General features: G+C 69.9%; 13 protein-coding genes and 3 pseudogenes. 5 read left to right on the top strand and 11 right to left on the bottom strand.

Annotated features, from left to right (window positions below):
- Positions 1-214: 214 nt before the first annotated feature.
- Positions 215-622: a M48 family metallopeptidase gene (locus tag ACZ53N_RS34375; RefSeq protein ID WP_469144712.1), complete on the top strand. Its 408-nt coding sequence runs from the start codon at positions 215-217 to the stop codon at positions 620-622.
- Between the two features lie 111 nt (positions 623-733).
- On the opposite strand, the gene ACZ53N_RS34370 is transcribed toward ACZ53N_RS34375, so the two are convergent.
- Positions 734-1,818 (bottom strand): IS630 family transposase gene (locus ACZ53N_RS34370; protein ID WP_469144711.1). Its coding sequence is split into 2 segments (ribosomal slippage): positions 734-1,369 and positions 1,372-1,818, totalling 1,083 coding nucleotides; the frame shifts between segments, so codons are not numbered across the junction.
- A gap of 154 nt (positions 1,819-1,972) precedes the next feature.
- Positions 1,973-2,713 carry an ATP-binding cassette domain-containing protein gene (locus ACZ53N_RS34365; RefSeq protein WP_469144710.1) on the bottom strand — a complete coding sequence of 247 codons (741 nt, stop codon included), beginning with the start codon at positions 2,711-2,713 and terminating at the stop codon, positions 1,973-1,975.
- On the opposite strand from ACZ53N_RS34365, the gene ACZ53N_RS34360 reads away from it, so the two are divergent.
- On the top strand, positions 2,700-3,977 hold the full coding sequence (locus ACZ53N_RS34360) for a hypothetical protein (protein ID WP_469144709.1): 1,278 nt from the start codon (positions 2,700-2,702) through the stop codon (positions 3,975-3,977). The genes ACZ53N_RS34365 and ACZ53N_RS34360 overlap by 14 nt on opposite strands.
- Positions 3,978-4,037: 60 nt before the next feature.
- Here ACZ53N_RS34360 and ACZ53N_RS34355 read toward each other — a convergent pair whose 3' ends face one another.
- From ACZ53N_RS34355 to ACZ53N_RS34330, 6 genes and pseudogenes are all read right to left on the bottom strand, one after another.
- Positions 4,038-4,454: a lasso peptide biosynthesis protein gene (locus ACZ53N_RS34355; protein ID WP_469144708.1), complete on the bottom strand. Its 417-nt coding sequence runs from the start codon at positions 4,452-4,454 to the stop codon at positions 4,038-4,040.
- On the bottom strand, positions 4,451-4,747 hold the full coding sequence (locus tag ACZ53N_RS34350) for a PqqD family peptide modification chaperone (protein WP_366687425.1): 297 nt from the start codon (positions 4,745-4,747) through the stop codon (positions 4,451-4,453). The genes ACZ53N_RS34355 and ACZ53N_RS34350 overlap by 4 nt, the downstream gene beginning before the upstream one ends.
- Positions 4,741-6,462 carry an asparagine synthase-related protein gene (locus ACZ53N_RS34345; protein WP_469144713.1) on the bottom strand — a complete coding sequence of 574 codons (1,722 nt, stop codon included), beginning with the start codon at positions 6,460-6,462 and terminating at the stop codon, positions 4,741-4,743. Before ACZ53N_RS34345 ends, ACZ53N_RS34350 begins: the two co-directional genes overlap by 7 nt.
- Positions 6,463-6,558: 96 nt before the next feature.
- Positions 6,559-6,729, bottom strand: coding sequence for a hypothetical protein (locus ACZ53N_RS34340; RefSeq protein WP_361934079.1), 171 nt, complete (start codon positions 6,727-6,729; stop codon positions 6,559-6,561).
- A 144-nt stretch (positions 6,730-6,873) separates the two neighbouring features.
- A complete protein-coding gene (locus ACZ53N_RS34335) occupies positions 6,874-8,067 on the bottom strand; it encodes a M20 family metallopeptidase (RefSeq protein ID WP_469144707.1) in 1,194 nt (397 codons plus the stop codon).
- 52 nt (positions 8,068-8,119) lie between these two features.
- A pseudogene (locus tag ACZ53N_RS34330) lies at positions 8,120-8,374 on the bottom strand (helix-turn-helix domain-containing protein); the annotation flags it as partial.
- Between the two features lie 266 nt (positions 8,375-8,640).
- Between ACZ53N_RS34330 and ACZ53N_RS34325 the strand changes: the two are divergent.
- Positions 8,641-8,976: a histone-like nucleoid-structuring protein Lsr2 gene (locus tag ACZ53N_RS34325; RefSeq protein WP_469144706.1), complete on the top strand. Its 336-nt coding sequence runs from the start codon at positions 8,641-8,643 to the stop codon at positions 8,974-8,976.
- Between the two features lie 659 nt (positions 8,977-9,635).
- Positions 9,636-9,893: pseudogene (locus ACZ53N_RS34320) on the top strand (hypothetical protein); the annotation flags it as partial.
- Here the strand turns inward: ACZ53N_RS34320 and ACZ53N_RS34315 are convergent.
- The 3 genes from ACZ53N_RS34315 to ACZ53N_RS34305 all read right to left on the bottom strand — a co-directional run bounded on the left by ACZ53N_RS34315 (position 9,845) and on the right by ACZ53N_RS34305 (position 11,885).
- The gene (locus ACZ53N_RS34315; protein ID WP_469144705.1) at positions 9,845-11,002 is read right to left on the bottom strand and encodes a hypothetical protein; all 1,158 of its coding nucleotides are present in this window, start codon (positions 11,000-11,002) and stop codon (positions 9,845-9,847) included. The pseudogene ACZ53N_RS34320 and the gene ACZ53N_RS34315 sit on opposite strands and share 49 nt — an antisense overlap.
- A gap of 243 nt (positions 11,003-11,245) precedes the next feature.
- Positions 11,246-11,665 (bottom strand): type II toxin-antitoxin system VapC family toxin, encoded by a 420-nt coding sequence (locus ACZ53N_RS34310; protein ID WP_469144704.1) that lies wholly within the window; start codon positions 11,663-11,665, stop codon positions 11,246-11,248.
- Positions 11,666-11,678: 13 nt separating this feature from the next.
- Positions 11,679-11,885 carry a hypothetical protein gene (locus ACZ53N_RS34305; RefSeq protein ID WP_469144703.1) on the bottom strand — a complete coding sequence of 69 codons (207 nt, stop codon included), beginning with the start codon at positions 11,883-11,885 and terminating at the stop codon, positions 11,679-11,681.
- Positions 11,886-12,000: 115 nt separating this feature from the next.
- Between ACZ53N_RS34305 and ACZ53N_RS34300 the strand changes: the two are divergent.
- A pseudogene (locus tag ACZ53N_RS34300) lies at positions 12,001-12,382 on the top strand (SMI1/KNR4 family protein); the annotation flags it as partial.
- Between the last annotated feature and the right edge of the window lie 94 nt (positions 12,383-12,476).

Here is a 12,476-nt window from a genome sequence, read left to right as displayed (position 1 = left end):
CCGCTACGAGAAACGCGCCTACATCTACCTCGGCACCGTCACATTCGCAGCCCTCGCTATCTGGCTCCGAACATGATCCGAGAAACAGTCCCTAGCCCGGTGGCACGGTGAGAAGCTGCTGGCCGAGGTACGGCATGGAAGGGTCCTGCATGCACGGCGGGACGCCGCGGCGGTCCTCGCTTACGCGATTGCCCTCGCGGTGCACGGCGCCACTGTGGTACTGATCGCGGGCGGCATCTTCTATGTCGCATGGGGCTGGGCTGGCGTCATGATGCTGCTGGGCCTGTTCCTCTTGGTGGTGGCAGCAGCTCTCAGGCCGCGATTCCCTAAGCTGCTGCAGCGCGCTGACGCTCCGGAGCTGTACGCGCTGGTCGACGAGGTTGCCCAAGTGGTCGGTACTGGCGGCGGTGGACGCTATCGCCGTCGGCAAGGAAGTCAACGCGAGCGTCATGTCCTACGGCGGGCGCGGGCGCCGCTTGCTACATTGGGACTGCCGTTGTGGGAAGTACTCACCCCACACCAGAGCGTCGCCCTGCTCGGTCACGAGCTCGGACACTACGGCAACGGCGACACCCGTCACGCCGCGGCCGTGGCGATGGCGTTGCGATCATTGACCACCTGACGTTACTACTTCACACCGATCCAGCAGCCGTCCCCCGTCGAAACGGTCGTCAACCTGGCCTTCATCGTGCCTCGTCTGCTCGTTCAGGGCGTGCTGATGCTGCTGGACCAGCTACTGAGTTTTTCGGAGTGGGGTCGGTGGGTTGATGGTCAGGCCTGTGGCAGTGAGGCAGCCGTCGATCAGGTGGGGTCGGAGTGGGATTCTGCGTAGCTCGTGGCGGAGTGTGCGGTCGAGGTCGTCGGGTGTGCCGAAGGCGGTGTTGGCCGTCGCTCTGCGGACGAGTGACCAGACGGCTTCGACGGGGTTCAGGTCGGGTGCGAATGCCGGGAGGTGGACGGTGGTGAGCCAGTCGTGCTCGGCCTCGTACCGTTTCAGCCCTGCGGCCAGGTGGGTGTTGAGGTTGTCCCAGACCGCCACGATGGGGCCGCCGAGCTGAATGTGCGCCCGCACGAGCAGGTCTCGGTAGTCCTTCCAGGAGAAGCTCTTGCGGGCGCCCTTGAGGAGGAGATGGTTGCGGGGACGGTGGATGAGCCGGCTCGGCTCGCCGGGTTTGTAGCAGCACAGAGCGGCGACGGAGGTGCGGCGGCGAGACCTGCCACGGACGCGGATGACAGGGGTGTGTCCGCGCCGGCCCCAGGTGCGGGCGCGGGGCGGCGTCATCGAGAAGCCAGCCTCGTCCTCGAAGACGATCCAGGCACCGGACGCCGCCGCGAGTCTTTTACCCGGGGCCACACCTCCTTCTTCCACAGCTCGACCGCGTGCTCGTCACGCTCGAGGGCTCTGCGGGCGGGTGCCTGCCAGGACCAGCCGTGCCGTTTCAGCAGCCGCCATACCGTCGCCACCGACAGGCTCACCCGAAGATGCCGCCGGATCAGCGTCTGGACCCGGGCCAGGGTCCAGCGTCCGTCCTCGAAGCCGTGCGCCGACGGGCCCTTGCCGAGTTCCTCCTCGAGCACAGCGAACTGTTCATCGGTGACGGTCGGGGAGTTCGCCGGCCCCGAAGAGCGCAAGCCCTCCTTGCCGCCCTCGCGCCAGGCACGACGCCACCGCTCCACCGACCGGACACTCACCCGCAGCTCTCTCGCGATCACCGCGGTCCTCTCACCCGCCGCGAACCGTTCGCCGGCCTGAAGCCGGATCCCCTCACGAAACGCCCGACGCTCAGCGGTCAGGCCCCCACCCTCCGGATACCTCACCTCACCGGCATACCGCAGGGATCATCAACCGTCACTACCCGATGACAACCCGAAAACCTCAGTAGGTGACCGGACGTACCCCGGTTCAGCGTCACAGCAGCCGTTTCCAGTACCTGGGTTTGCTCAACGCCTGGTGTACCAGCGAGTGCCCCGGTCAGTCCCTGTCTTCCTGCAACTTCAGCATCTCGGAAAAGCCCCCTGCCTGACTGATCAACTCGTCGTACGTACCCGTTTCGGAGACGCGGCCCTGGTCGAGCACAACGATCCGGTCGGCGAGGCGGGTGTTGGCCAGACGATGGGTGATGAATACGGTCGCTCGCCCGGCGGCGAGGGCTTTGAGTCGGGTGTAAATGCGGTGCTCGGCGCGGGCGTCGAGGGCGGCGGTCGGCTCGTCCATCACCAGTACAGGGGCGTCGCGGTGAAAGGCGCGGGCGACCGCGATGCGCTGCCACTGCCCGCCGGACAGGTCGTGTCCGCCCCACCAGGAGCGGGCCAGTGAGGTGTCCAGCCCGCGTGGCAATGCGGTGATGACGCTGTCGGCGCCCGCCGCCTCGGCGGCGGCATGCACGGCTGTGTCGCCTTCGGGGCGGGGCTGGCCGAGGGTGATGTTCTCGCGGGCGGCCAGCGGCCAGCGCGTGTAGTCCTGCGGCACAAGCGCCACCTTTGACAGCACCCCGGCCGGGTCGGCGTCCGCCAGGTCCACCCCGTCCCACCGCACCGAGCCCGTCGTGGGGAGGAACAGGCCGGTCAGTACCCGGGCGAGGGTGCTCTTGCCGGCGCCGTTCTCGCCGACCAGCGCGATGACCTCGCCGCGTTTGAGGTCCAGGTTGATGCCGTCGAGCGCGGGGATGTCTGCGCCGGGGTAGGTGAAGGAGACGCCCGTGGCGGTGATCACCTGCGGTCCGTCCTCGGCGACCGGGGCCGAACCGCGTCGAGTCGTCCACGGCTTGGCCACGGTCAGGAAGCGAGTCCAGTCGTCCAGCGACAGGGAGGTGCGAAACAGCCGGGCCCCTGCCCGGACCGTTGTCGCGAGTGCGGCACCGGAGGTCGGCCAGGGCGGCGGTTCCCGCCGCGGCCAACTCCATGCGGCCGGTGGCCACGAGCAGGACGAGCACGCCCCAGGTCGCGGCGGTGCCGACGGCGGTGAGCGCGTCGCCGATGCCCTGCACCACCAGGGCCTGCCTCGTCGCCCGCAGCTGCTCGGCCTCCAGGCGGCCGGAGACGATGCGGTACTGGCGGATGAGGAACGCAGCCATGGTGCCCGCGCGGACCTCATCGGCGGTGTTCCGCTCCGTGGTGTACGAGCGGAACACGTTCCGCAGGCGGGAGTCGGCCAGGTTGCGGTGGTGGGCCGCGTGCTCGATCCGGGCCCCGAGCACCGCCCCCCAGGCACATGGGACGACCGAGGCGATCAGCAGGGACAGCATCACCGGGTGCAGCACGGTGACCATGGTCGCCGCGGCAGCGAGCTGGGCGGCGGCGGAGGTCAGCAGCTGGGCGTCGAGAATGAGGTCGCCGGTCTTCTCCGCGCCGTCGGTGGCGGCGGCATGAGCGTCCTCGAAGTCCGGGTCCTCGTATGCGGCCAGCTCGGCGGCGGTGGCGGCGGTGATGACCTCAAGGTCTGCTTCGCGTACGGCCTTCGGTGCGAGCCGGGCAGCGGACGCACGGGCGGCGGCATCCAGCAGGTAGCGGCCGGATGCCGCGAGGCCGAGCACCACCAGCGCGGTCAGGTTGCCGCGCAGCCCGGCGGCGATGTCGTCTCCGGTGAACATGGCGGACAGCACGCGTGTGGTGGCCGCCAGCGCGGTCGCGGTGAGCGCGGCGGCGCCGAGCTGGCAGGCGAGCAGGGCCACCACCGCGCGGCGATCGGTGCGCCAGCCGAGACGGGCCGCCTGGGCAAGGGTGGCCGGCAGACGACGCGCTATCGCGGTGGTGGACAGGCTGACACTCGCCTCGAAGTGCCGGTCGGAGGCCAGGCGCATGACCGGCGGCTGGCCCGCCGCGGCGTCGGGCGAAGAGGGTACGGAAGAACTCACGCACCCCATGAGGAAGCCGGACCAGGCGGGCAGGCAACGGGATTGTTCCGCACACTGCGCATCGGCCCTGGCCGCCCCGCCTGCCTGTCAGCCGCACCACCTGGTTTTCACTCGTTCGAGTGAGGTCGTGATCCGGGGCGGGGAAGCTCGGGCCGGCCCCGGATCACGGCAGCCCGGTGCTGTCTACGGCACGGTCATCACTGGCATCCAGGGCCGGTCGACGGCGTCGCCGATGTCGCGTCCGACCGCGCCTTCGGGTACCTCGGCCCAGGCATGTGCGGCGTCGGGCAGGAAGCGGGCGCCGAGCGCCCAACGGGCCTGGCGGCCGGTGAGGGCAACGGCGATGACGGTGGCGAGACTGACCTCCATGCACGCGATCCGGCCCGGCCACCAGGAGGGAATCACCGCCTGTACGGCCGTGTAGAGGGCTTCGAGGCGGGCGAGGCGCACGTACGGCAGCCCGCGCAGCAGCCGCACGGCGGCGATCTGCCAGCGCAGCGGGCACTGGCTCGTGGCCAGGGAGAGGGCAAGCGCGACGGCGGCCACTATCCGGTCACGCGCCGGGGCAGTGGGCCGGGTGGCGGGGACCATGACCGTCATCGGCGCCACCACCTCCTTCGGACACGCCTGGGGCGGTCGGTGTCGACCAGGACGCCGACGGCCACCAGCTCGTCGACGAACGCGGCGATCTGGCCACTGACCTGCTGCGGGTCCTGGCTGGCGGGGATGGCGATCTCGTCGGCGAGCCCAGGTGTGCCGCCGCGGACGGTGATGGCGTGCCAGATGCGGGAGGCGTCCGTATCGAGCATCAGCCACGCTCCGCGCCGGACGTCGAGAACCGCCGTGCCGTGCTGGGAGGCGGCGTGATGGATGTGTGGTGCAGGGGTCAGCATGCCGCCTCCAGCTCGCTGGCCTGGCCGGTCAGCTGATGCAGATCGGCAATCACCGTGACGCTCTGCCCCCGGGCCGCCTGCGCGAGCGCGGACCGTACGGCCCCAGGGTCGACGAGCCCGCCCTCCGCGAGCGGGCTGGAGGCGACCATCTCGTCGAGCCGGCCCTGGTGACGGGCGAGTCCAGCGATCCGCTGGGCGGTGAACGAGCCCTTCGAGCGGCGGGAAGTCAGCCAGTCGGGCAAGTGCGGCAGCGACTCGCGTAGCAGCGGCTTGTAGGCCACCAGCCCCCGCCGGGCCAGGGCCGGGACGGCGAACGCGGCGCGGACGACCTGGTTGTCCAGGTACGGATACACCGGCCGGATGCCGAGGGCGTGCCCGTACGGGATCCAGCCGCGGGCACAGGCGCCCACCGACCGGAGCGCGGCCCACTGGTCGAACTCGTCGGCACTCGAAGGCTGCTGGTCGCGGGCGGCCTGCCGCAGCAGGGCGGCAACCTGGTGGCGGCCATAGCCGGTGAGCCAGGACGCCCCTGCTCCAAGACGGCACCACGACCAGCCGGCCTGGGCGGCCTGGGGCGTGGCGGGCCCGCGCTCCAGGGCCTCGGCGGCACGTTCGAGGGTGCCCGCGCGGCCGAGGGCGGCGGCATCTTTCAGGGCCTTCCAGTACGGGCCGGGTGCGGTGTTGCGGAGCCGGGCGAACGCCACAACCTGGCGGTGGGCCTCGCGCCGCCGGCCGTCTTGGAGGAGGCGGACCCAGCAGGAGCTGGAGGAGTCCAGCACGATGTCCCCGCCGTGTCCGGTCAGGTGCAGCGGCAGGGCGCGCACTGGGTCCAGGTAGCAGGCGTCCATCGCGAACATGGCCGCCGCCAGCACCGGCTCTGCTCCGGTCGGCTGCCCGGCGGGGAAGCCGAACGGCAGCTGCTCGTCGCCTCCGGTGGCCACCGAGTGCCGGGCACCGGTGTGCTCGGCGATGCGGGCGGCGTACGCCATGTCCTCGCCGCTGGTGTAGCCGTCGGTGTAGGTGACCGCGTGCACCGGCCCGGCGTCGGCCGCAAGGACGACAGCCGCCGAGGAGTCCAGCCCGCCGGACAGGTCCGCCCCCACCACGCCATCGGCTGCGCGGACGCGGTACTGGACGGCGTCGGTGAGCACCTGCCCGAACCGGTCGGCGCCTTCCCGGAGCTCATCCACGGGCTTCACGCCGGTGATGTCGATGAGCTGCGGCGGTGCCCCGGGCGCGAGTAGCAGCCCGAACCCGCCGGGCACCAGGCGGATCTGTTCGTACAGGCTGCGGTGGGGCCAGTGGTGCTCGCCCACGGTCAGCCGGGCCGCCAGATGCGGCAGATCCGGCACCAGCGGGCGCCCCAGGAGGCTGGCCTCGCTCGCCCACGCCGTCTCCTTGCCGCGCAGCGTGTGGTAGACGGCCCGCAAGCCGGCCAGGTCCCCGCACACGAACCGCTGCCGCCCGTTGTCGGCAACCACCCAGTACGAGCCCAGCCACCGCGTGAGTTCGACCCACCGGCCCGCCCGCACGGCCGGAAGGGCGTCCATCAGCTCCTGCTCGGTGAGCAGGAGGTCGCCCACGACGGCGAGGGCGACCGACCCCTCGGAGACCGTCCGCACCCGCGCACCCGCGGCCCGGCGGACGTCGCCGAGCCCTTCGACTTCCGTCCCGTTCACGGCGGCGGTGCCGCCGCTGATCCACTCCCGTTCCATCTGCACGCCTCCCCTTGATCAGTCCTGTGACGCGCCCGGGGGCCGGCCGTACGACGGCCGGCCCCCGGGATGCTCGGTTCAGGTCCTTCGGGCTTCTCAGCCCTCGAAGTAGTTGTCCTTGTCCGAGTCGTTGAACGTCTGGCGGCCCAGGGTGAGGGCGGCCACCGGGTGGGTGCTGATCTGCGGCGCGAAGCCGCCGGTGCTCGGTGCCGCGGCGGGCTTGTCCTGGACGGCGGGCTTGGTGGTGACGGTGGTCTGCTCGGCCATGACCGGCTCCCTTGTCATCGGTGGATGTGGAGGTGGTGCTTGGTGCTGTCTCCATGTCACCGCGTTCGAAGGTCCCTTCCCAGAGACGGAGATGGGTACTTGCTGGGAGTGGATCTGGGAGAAAACTGGGACGCGCTTGGGAGGTCAGCCCGCCTGGAGAAGGTCAAGGACGGTCTGGTGGTAGACGGCGTACACCGCGGGGAGTTCGGCGAGGTGGGCACGTTCGTCGATGCCGTGCAGCCCCTCATACGGCACCCCGAAGCCGGCGGTGGCCGGGATGCCCTCCCCGGCGAGCAGGTTGCCGATGTTCGACGGGCCCGCGGTCTTCGCCCTCACCGCAAGCCCCGCCCATGCGGCGGCGCCCAGCAAGGCGGCGGCGGGCTGCTCGTCCTCGCGGAGCCGGAAGGGCGGCCACGAGGCGACCGTGGTGACCTCGGTCGGGCACGGGGTGGGCAGCTCCGCGTCGAGTTCGGCGACGGCCTTGCGGATGAGGGTCTCGGCGTCGTGGGCGTCGAAGCCGGGGGTCGTGCGCACGTCGACGTTCAGGTCGCACCGGTCGGGGGTGACCGAGAAGCCCTGGCCGCCGTGGAAGGAGGTCACCGACAGCTTCGGCGGCAGCGGGAAGGCCGAAGCCCCGTTTACGCCAGGCAGTTCGGCCGCGTCGAGGAGGCGTACAAGGTGGGCGGCCCGGGTGATCGCGCCGACCACGGTCTTGCTGGACCCGGAGCGCCCGGAGAGGGCGTGCACGGCGATGGTGGCCCGCCACAGGCCCCGGCCGCCGACCACGACGTCGCCCAGCCCGGGGTAGCCGATCATCACCCCGGCCGGGCGGGCCGCGGCCTCATCGGCGAGGTAGGCGCGGGCACCGCCGAAGCCGCCCGTGTGCTCGTCCACGTCCAGGAGCACGGCAAGCCCGCCGTGCAGATCAGCGGCGCGGGGCAGCAGGTCGGCGGCGATGTGGCAGAACACCGCCGCGGCGAGCTTGGAGTCAGCCGAGCCACGGCCGCGCAGCCAGCCGTCCACGATGTCGCCGGAGGCCGGTGGGAAGGACCAGGCGGTCTCGTCGCCGTACGGGGCGGTGTCCACGCACGCGTCCAGCGTCCACCACGTCCCCGGCCGGCCGCCGGGGATCTCCACCAGCAACCCCACCAGTTCGCCCGCCTCGTCGTGCAGGCGCCGGTGCGGCACGGTGCGGGCGGCGAGCCAGTCCTCCAGCACGGTAAGGACGGGCTCGTAATCGTCGATCCCGCCCCGGCTCGGCCGACGGATCAGCTCCTGGGCCAGCTCGACCACGGACCCCGTACGGGCCTGGGCGGCCTCCTGAAGGTTCTCGCTCACGTCTCTCCCCACCACGTATCAGTTGTGCCGTACGGCCAGCGCGCGGACGGCTTTCCTCCTCGAGCACGGCGAACAGTGCGTCGCTCAGCTTGGGCCTGGACGCCGGACCGCCGGATCGAACCCCGCTTGGGCCGGACGCTTTCCAGGCCTGCCGCCACCGCTGGACCGACCGGACGCTGACCCGTAACTCCTTCGCGATGTCCGTACTGCCCTGCCCGGCGGCGAACATCACCGCTGCTTCCATCCGGATCCGCTCACGGAATACCTGCCTCTCCGCGGTCAGACCCCCACCCTGCGGATACCTCATACACCCGGCATACCGCGCCGACCACCGATCGTCAGCCCCTACGACAACCCGCCTTCAAGGTCAGTAACCGGAGGCAGTTCCGATGACAGCCTTGATCGACATTGGCACAGGCGCGGTGCCTCGGATGGCACGCTTCTCCTAAATCCGACATCTTATTCAAGAGCCTGTCCGGAAGGTTGTGCGCACCCTTCGGGCATTTGTGAATCCTTCAACGGTTCATCGCCTAACGGTGAACGCAGCCTGTTGAATTGCCTTATACTCCACTCATGGCACAGAAAATCGTAACCACCTACATAGACGACCTCACAGGCGAAGAGTCCGCCGAGGCCGCTACTCATGTGTTCTCGCTTGACGGCATCAGCTACGAAATCGACCTCGGCCCCGACAGCTACGACAGCCTCCTTGAAGCTTTGGCGCCTTTCACGAAGGTGGGGCGCAAGTTCGGAAAGGCCCCGAAGCCGGTGAGCCGCACTGGACGCTCTCGGAGTGTCGAGGACTCCACGACGATTCGGGCATGGGCCAAGGCTAATGGCTTTAGCGTGAACGACCGCGGCCGCGTGCCGACGGACATCCGCGAGGCTTACGCGAAGGCAACGAAGTGAGACGGCGCCCCGCAGCAGCGAAGCGGGGCGAGTTGTCTATAGCGGTGCAGGTGCGTGGGATGAGAGGCCGCCGTTCGGGTTCCGGGCGGCGCCCTCTTCTGTTGTGACAGCGTAGCCGGGAGGAAACGAACGTGGTACCGACCTTGCGGGCGATCGGATCGAGCGCTTCACTCTGGTCTGGCCGCGCTTTCACGCCCTGCACGATTTCCGCCAGGAGTCCGCAACCCCCTTCTTACTGACCTTTCCGGTGGGTCGGGTCCGGTCTCGGTGAGGCAGCTGCCTGTAAGGTGTTGTTGCTGCTGGACGACTCGGAGCCCTGTTCTGACGGCATGGATGAGGAGTCGGTGGAGGCGACGTTGGCCATTGCTGAGCGTCGCAGGAGCGACAGATTCCTTCGACGGGGTACAGATCCGGGCGCATAGCTGGGCGTTGGATGATCGTGAGCCAGTCGCTGGCCGCTCTGTACTCTCGGAGGGCCGCTGTCCGGTGGACGCTCCGATTCCCAGATGATCACAACGGGGGCGCCGAGCTGGACGCGGGCCCGCACCAGCAGGTTGCGGTAGTCCTGCCAGCAGAAGCTGTTGCGCTCGCTTTGCGCCGGTGGCGGAATCGGGTCCGGTAGATTAGTCGGGTGTGTTCGCCGTCCTTGTAACAGGCCAATGCCGCCAGGAAGATACGGCCGCGGGCGCCGCCGCGAGCGAACGCCTCGGTCGGCACCGCTGGACGATCGAACGGGCGATCGCTTGGTTCTTTGGCTACCGTCGCCTCACCGTCCAAGATCTGGCTCCTACAACTTGCGAAGCCGACCGGATCCGGCTACAGCCCGGCGGCGCGAGGAGCTGACAACGCTCAAGATGTCCGGCAGCACCTATGGATACCGGCCCATCCACGCCCAGCTGCGCCGCTGGGGCCACGCCGCCGGCCCGGAGCTCGTCCGCCGGCTGATGTGTGAACTGCGGCTCCACGGCACGGGGGCGGTATCGGTCAGCCATTCGTTCACAAGGAGCCGGCCTACGACGAAGGTGCGCAGGTTCCGTGGCAGGTCCCAGCCCAGGCCGGTGCATAGCTGGCTGTAGGAGGGGCCATGGCCGTGCTCCGCGCGGAACACGGTGGTGTACCGCGCGGCCAGCGGGCCGCGGTCGGGGTGCTCCTCCTTCCAGGCACCGTAGGCCTCGCGCATGTATCGCGGTGCCGGGATGGGGCCGTGTGTGGCGGTGAAGGCATCGGCCACCTGCTCGAAGGGCAGCGCGCACACGAAGCAGTTCTCGACGGCCTCGGCGTGCCGCTTCAGGGCCGGGCTGGCCTTGATCTTCCACTGCTCCCACTCGGCCTGGCTGATCTGGGGCGGCTCAGCGACGCGCCGCGGCGGTCGCGCTGCGGCGGGCTCTTCCGGGTCAGCGGGGTGGGGGAGCATGCCGGCGAGGTGCTGCACTCCCGGGGCGAGGCGGTAGTGGTTGCCGGAGAGGTCGGCAAGGAAGTTCTTGTTCAGCAGGTCTGGGAGAGCGGCGCGGCAGGCTTCGGGGAGGTCGTCGGGTAGCGTCCCGTGGAGCTTGGAGGAGCTGTGGGCGGCCAGGAACAGGGCGGCGAGCCGCGCGGCTGGGGTGGTCTTCTTGACCGGCTTGGAGGTCAGCGTGCGCGTCGTCCAGCCCGATACCCGCGAGCGCGTCCGCTTGCCGAAGGGCAGGGGGTGGTCCGTCTCGGCGGCCAGGGCCGGCACCGTCACCGGGGCAGGGGTGTCCGGGTCTCCGTCGAGCAGCAGGTCGGGAATCTGCCACCCCAGACCGCGCAGCGCATCAGCTACCTGGGACGGGTCGGTCAGCTTCAGCGACCGCAGGTCCATGCCCGCGATGTTGCCGGTGCCGCGTCGGGCGGCCCGGATGGTCACGACCACCGCGAGCAGCTGGGCGTCGGGAAAGGGTAGGGGCAGCGCGGCCACATACGACAGGAGAATGCGTGCTGCGCGGCCTTGCTGCGTCGTCAGCAGGTACGGCAGCGAAGGCGCGGGGACGGTGACAGACTTGGACACAGCACGCTTAACGCTCTTGGACGGCCAGCGTCACTCCTGGCTGCGCTGCCCGGGGCCTGGCCGGCGAGCGGACGGCCGCGCCCGGCGCCGTCGGGGGCCAGCGCTTCGGTCCGAGGGCTTCGCCGCACGCGTGGAACCCACTCGGCATCGGCGCTCACAGGCCGCTCGCCGTAGCGGATCGAGGCGGACGAGGGTCCGCCCCTCCGCGCCCAGGCCCGCCGCCCGCTCTCCCCTGGTCCGTGGTTATGGGTAGAGCTGGAATACGGCGGTGTGAGCCGGTCTCACGACGGTGAAGTGGCGGCGGTCGAGAGTGGCGATCTTCATCGTCTTGACCCGTTCGGCAACGGCTACGACTGACGCATCGGTTCCGCCCAGTGGCAGGCTGGCGTACTGGCGGACGAGGTCAGCCATGCGCTCGATATCCTCGGGCATGAGTCCGGTCATCGTCCCGTAGGCACCCACGGCAAGGTCTTCGAGGAAGACGGCCTCGGCACGTGGGCCGCCGTAGCGTTCGATCAGATAGCAAGCTTCGGCGATGACCGTCGCCGGTACCAGAAGGTTGCGCCGTGTCGGCAAGGCGTCCAGCCAGGTCCGGCAACGCGTGTGCTCGGCGTCGGAGGGACTGGCGAGGGCCACCAGTGGGCCCGTGTCTACGACGATCACAGGACCGATTGTGTCAGCGGCCGAAGCCCTCGGAGAGGTAATCGTCCGCGCGGGAGGCAAGATCTGCCGGGGCTCCGGACAGGATTCCTACGGATCGGGGGTACGGCGGCTCTTGGCCGGAGTTCTCACGGGCGTACGAGCGCAGTATGGCCGCGACTGCGGCCAGTTCCTCCGGCTCGATCAGGTCGACCAGGCTGTGCAGCTCATCCCGCGTCGTCATATCCCCAGCGTACGGCGAATCGGTTGAGAGTGACCCTGTCCAATGCCGTGGGGTCTCGCTGGGATCAGGTTGAAGTCGGCCTGGTGATGTCAGTGGCCGTGGTTAGCCTGCGCAGGTGATCGAGACGACCGGCGACGACCGCCACTTTCCGCCCGCCCTCGCTGATGTGGCCCGGGGGGGAGTTCGGCTACGGCGACGAGGCCGGGGGCGTCGACTTCGAGCCGTACGGCTCCTTCGACTCCGCTCAGGAGACCACCGACTGGCTGCGCCAGTGGACCGGCAACCACGAGCTCGACGGCGGCGCGTACCGGCTCTTCGGTCAGGACGGTACCGGCGGCATGGCCGCCATCTGGTGCGTGCGCCCGGGGCGGCCCCTGGCCGCGCAGCCCGTGGTCTTCATGGGCTCGGAGGGCGAGACGGGGGCGGTGGCCGGGAACCTGTCCGACTTCCTGTGGGTACTGGCCGACGGCTTCGGCCCCATGGAAACCGCCCTGTACTAGGCACTGTTTCTCGGATCTCCTGACGTAGGTGGGGTGTTGGCGTCAGGCTGGTGGTATGGGCCGTGGGGATTTAACGAATGCAGAGTGGGAT

Source organism: Streptomyces sp. NPDC033229 (assembly GCF_055576875.1).
Note: the sequence above shows the minus strand (reverse complement) of the source record. Positions and strands in the feature narration are given on the sequence as shown.

Excerpts from the sequence above, each read along its gene's own strand:
- ACZ53N_RS34355 (WP_469144708.1), bottom strand. The coding sequence starts at position 4,454 with ATGACGGTCATGGTCCCCGCCACCCGGCCCACTGCCCCGGCGCGTGAC.
- ACZ53N_RS34350 (WP_366687425.1), bottom strand. The coding sequence starts at position 4,747 with ATGCTGACCCCTGCACCACACATCCATCACGCCGCCTCCCAGCACGGC.
- ACZ53N_RS34345 (WP_469144713.1), bottom strand. The coding sequence starts at position 6,462 with ATGGAACGGGAGTGGATCAGCGGCGGCACCGCCGCCGTGAACGGGACG.
- ACZ53N_RS34340 (WP_361934079.1), bottom strand. The coding sequence starts at position 6,729 with ATGGCCGAGCAGACCACCGTCACCACCAAGCCCGCCGTCCAGGACAAG.
- ACZ53N_RS34325 (WP_469144706.1), top strand. The coding sequence starts at position 8,641 with ATGGCACAGAAAATCGTAACCACCTACATAGACGACCTCACAGGCGAA.
- ACZ53N_RS34305 (WP_469144703.1), bottom strand. The coding sequence starts at position 11,885 with ATGACGACGCGGGATGAGCTGCACAGCCTGGTCGACCTGATCGAGCCG.